The organism is Citrobacter sp. Colony219, assembly GCF_019382635.1.
Lineage (GTDB): Bacteria > Pseudomonadota > Gammaproteobacteria > Enterobacterales > Enterobacteriaceae > Citrobacter > Citrobacter youngae.
This window is the reverse complement of sequence record NZ_CP080033.1, coordinates 4,528,438-4,531,909: the sequence shown is the minus strand read 5'-3', so window position 1 is coordinate 4,531,909 and position 3,472 is coordinate 4,528,438. Positions and strand designations below refer to the sequence as shown.

The following is a 3,472-nucleotide window of genomic DNA, read 5'->3' as shown; positions in this document are numbered from 1 at the left end:
GCTCTTGGGTGACGAGTGGCGGACGGGTGAGTAATGTCTGGGAAACTGCCCGATGGAGGGGGATAACTACTGGAAACGGTAGCTAATACCGCATAACGTCGCAAGACCAAAGAGGGGGACCTTCGGGCCTCTTGCCATCGGATGTGCCCAGATGGGATTAGCTAGTAGGTGGGGTAACGGCTCACCTAGGCGACGATCCCTAGCTGGTCTGAGAGGATGACCAGCCACACTGGAACTGAGACACGGTCCAGACTCCTACGGGAGGCAGCAGTGGGGAATATTGCACAATGGGCGCAAGCCTGATGCAGCCATGCCGCGTGTATGAAGAAGGCCTTCGGGTTGTAAAGTACTTTCAGCGAGGAGGAAGGCGTTGTGGTTAATAACCGCAGCGATTGACGTTACTCGCAGAAGAAGCACCGGCTAACTCCGTGCCAGCAGCCGCGGTAATACGGAGGGTGCAAGCGTTAATCGGAATTACTGGGCGTAAAGCGCACGCAGGCGGTCTGTCAAGTCGGATGTGAAATCCCCGGGCTCAACCTGGGAACTGCATCCGAAACTGGCAGGCTAGAGTCTTGTAGAGGGGGGTAGAATTCCAGGTGTAGCGGTGAAATGCGTAGAGATCTGGAGGAATACCGGTGGCGAAGGCGGCCCCCTGGACAAAGACTGACGCTCAGGTGCGAAAGCGTGGGGAGCAAACAGGATTAGATACCCTGGTAGTCCACGCCGTAAACGATGTCGACTTGGAGGTTGTGCCCTTGAGGCGTGGCTTCCGGAGCTAACGCGTTAAGTCGACCGCCTGGGGAGTACGGCCGCAAGGTTAAAACTCAAATGAATTGACGGGGGCCCGCACAAGCGGTGGAGCATGTGGTTTAATTCGATGCAACGCGAAGAACCTTACCTACTCTTGACATCCAGAGAACTTGGCAGAGATGCTTTGGTGCCTTCGGGAACTCTGAGACAGGTGCTGCATGGCTGTCGTCAGCTCGTGTTGTGAAATGTTGGGTTAAGTCCCGCAACGAGCGCAACCCTTATCCTTTGTTGCCAGCGGTCCGGCCGGGAACTCAAAGGAGACTGCCAGTGATAAACTGGAGGAAGGTGGGGATGACGTCAAGTCATCATGGCCCTTACGAGTAGGGCTACACACGTGCTACAATGGCGCATACAAAGAGAAGCGACCTCGCGAGAGCAAGCGGACCTCATAAAGTGCGTCGTAGTCCGGATTGGAGTCTGCAACTCGACTCCATGAAGTCGGAATCGCTAGTAATCGTGGATCAGAATGCCACGGTGAATACGTTCCCGGGCCTTGTACACACCGCCCGTCACACCATGGGAGTGGGTTGCAAAAGAAGTAGGTAGCTTAACCTTCGGGAGGGCGCTTACCACTTTGTGATTCATGACTGGGGTGAAGTCGTAACAAGGTAACCGTAGGGGAACCTGCGGTTGGATCACCTCCTTACCTTAAAGAAGCGTTCTTTGAAGTGCTCACACAGATTGTCTGATGAAAATTAGCAGTAAGAAAATCTCTGCAGGCTTGTAGCTCAGGTGGTTAGAGCGCACCCCTGATAAGGGTGAGGTCGGTGGTTCAAGTCCACTCAGGCCTACCAAATTCTTTCTGATACCGCGTTGTGAAACGACTCGCATACTTCAGTATGCTTCGCCGCTCCACGCCTTGTCTCAGCAAGAATTAAGGTGAATGAGATAACTACGATGGGGCTATAGCTCAGCTGGGAGAGCGCCTGCTTTGCACGCAGGAGGTCTGCGGTTCGATCCCGCATAGCTCCACCATCTTTACTGCAAAAACACAAGAAAACTTCAGAGTGTACCTGAAAAGGTTCACTGCGAAGTTTTGCTCTTTAAAAATCTGGATCAAGCTGAAAATTGAAACGACACACTGTTTCATTTCTCCGTAATAAGAAATGAAAAATGGTGTGTTCGAGTCTCTCAAATTTTCGCAACACGGTGGTGTTTTACGAAACATCTTCGGGTTGTGAGGTTAAGCGACTAAGCGTACACGGTGGATGCCCTGGCAGTCAGAGGCGATGAAGGACGTGCTAATCTGCGATAAGCGTCGGTAAGGTGATATGAACCGTTATAACCGGCGATTTCCGAATGGGGAAACCCAGTGTGATTCGTCACACTATCATTACGTGAATACATAGCGTAATGAAGCGAACCGGGGGAACTGAAACATCTAAGTACCCCGAGGAAAAGAAATCAACCGAGATTCCCCCAGTAGCGGCGAGCGAACGGGGAGCAGCCCAGAGTCTGAATCAGCTTGTGTGTTAGTGGAACGGTCTGGAAAGTCCGACGGTACAGGGTGATAGTCCCGTACACCAAAATGCACAGGTTGTGAACTCGAAGAGTAGGGCGGGACACGTGGTATCCTGTCTGAATATGGGGGGACCATCCTCCAAGGCTAAATACTCCTGACTGACCGATAGTGAACCAGTACCGTGAGGGAAAGGCGAAAAGAACCCCGGCGAGGGGAGTGAAAAAGAACCTGAAACCGTGTACGTACAAGCAGTGGGAGCCTACTTGTTAGGTGACTGCGTACCTTTTGTATAATGGGTCAGCGACTTATATTCTGTAGCAAGGTTAACCGAATAGGGGAGCCGAAGGGAAACCGAGTCTTAACTGGGCGTTAAGTTGCAGGGTATAGACCCGAAACCCGGTGATCTAGCCATGGGCAGGTTGAAGGTTGGGTAACACTAACTGGAGGACCGAACCGACTAATGTTGAAAAATTAGCGGATGACTTGTGGCTGGGGGTGAAAGGCCAATCAAACCGGGAGATAGCTGGTTCTCCCCGAAAGCTATTTAGGTAGCGCCTCGTGAACTCATCTTCGGGGGTAGAGCACTGTTTCGGCTAGGGGGTCATCCCGACTTACCAACCCGATGCAAACTGCGAATACCGAAGAATGTTATCACGGGAGACACACGGCGGGTGCTAACGTCCGTCGTGAAGAGGGAAACAACCCAGACCGCCAGCTAAGGTCCCAAAGTCACAGTTAAGTGGGAAACGATGTGGGAAGGCACAGACAGCCAGGATGTTGGCTTAGAAGCAGCCATCATTTAAAGAAAGCGTAATAGCTCACTGGTCGAGTCGGCCTGCGCGGAAGATGTAACGGGGCTAAACTGTGCACCGAAGCTGCGGCAGCGACACTATGTGTTGTTGGGTAGGGGAGCGTTCTGTAAGCCGTTGAAGGTGTGTCGTGAGGCATGCTGGAGGTATCAGAAGTGCGAATGCTGACATAAGTAACGATAATGCGGGTGAAAAACCCGCACGCCGGAAGACCAAGGGTTCCTGTCCAACGTTAATCGGGGCAGGGTGAGTCGACCCCTAAGGCGAGGCCGAAAGGCGTAGTCGATGGGAAACAGGTTAATATTCCTGTACTTGGTGTTACTGCGAAGGGGGGACGGAGAAGGCTATGTTAGCCGGGCGACGGTTGTCCCGGTTTAAGCATGTAGGCGGA

Annotated in this window: 2 tRNA genes and 2 rRNA genes (2 of these 4 running past the window's edge); all 4 read left to right on the top strand. The window is 52.6% G+C overall.

Going from position 1 to position 3,472, the window contains the following annotated elements:
- Positions 1-1,456: ribosomal RNA gene (locus JTI85_RS20050) — 16S ribosomal RNA — on the top strand (it extends 84 nt beyond the left edge of the window).
- 71 nt (positions 1,457-1,527) lie between these two features.
- Positions 1,528-1,604: transfer RNA gene (locus JTI85_RS20045), tRNA-Ile, on the top strand.
- 105 nt (positions 1,605-1,709) lie between these two features.
- Positions 1,710-1,785: transfer RNA gene (locus JTI85_RS20040), tRNA-Ala, on the top strand.
- A gap of 206 nt (positions 1,786-1,991) precedes the next feature.
- Positions 1,992-3,472 (top strand): 23S ribosomal RNA (locus tag JTI85_RS20035) (it continues 1,426 nt past the right edge of the window).
- Together the 16S and 23S rRNA genes with 2 tRNA genes alongside form the textbook arrangement of a ribosomal RNA operon.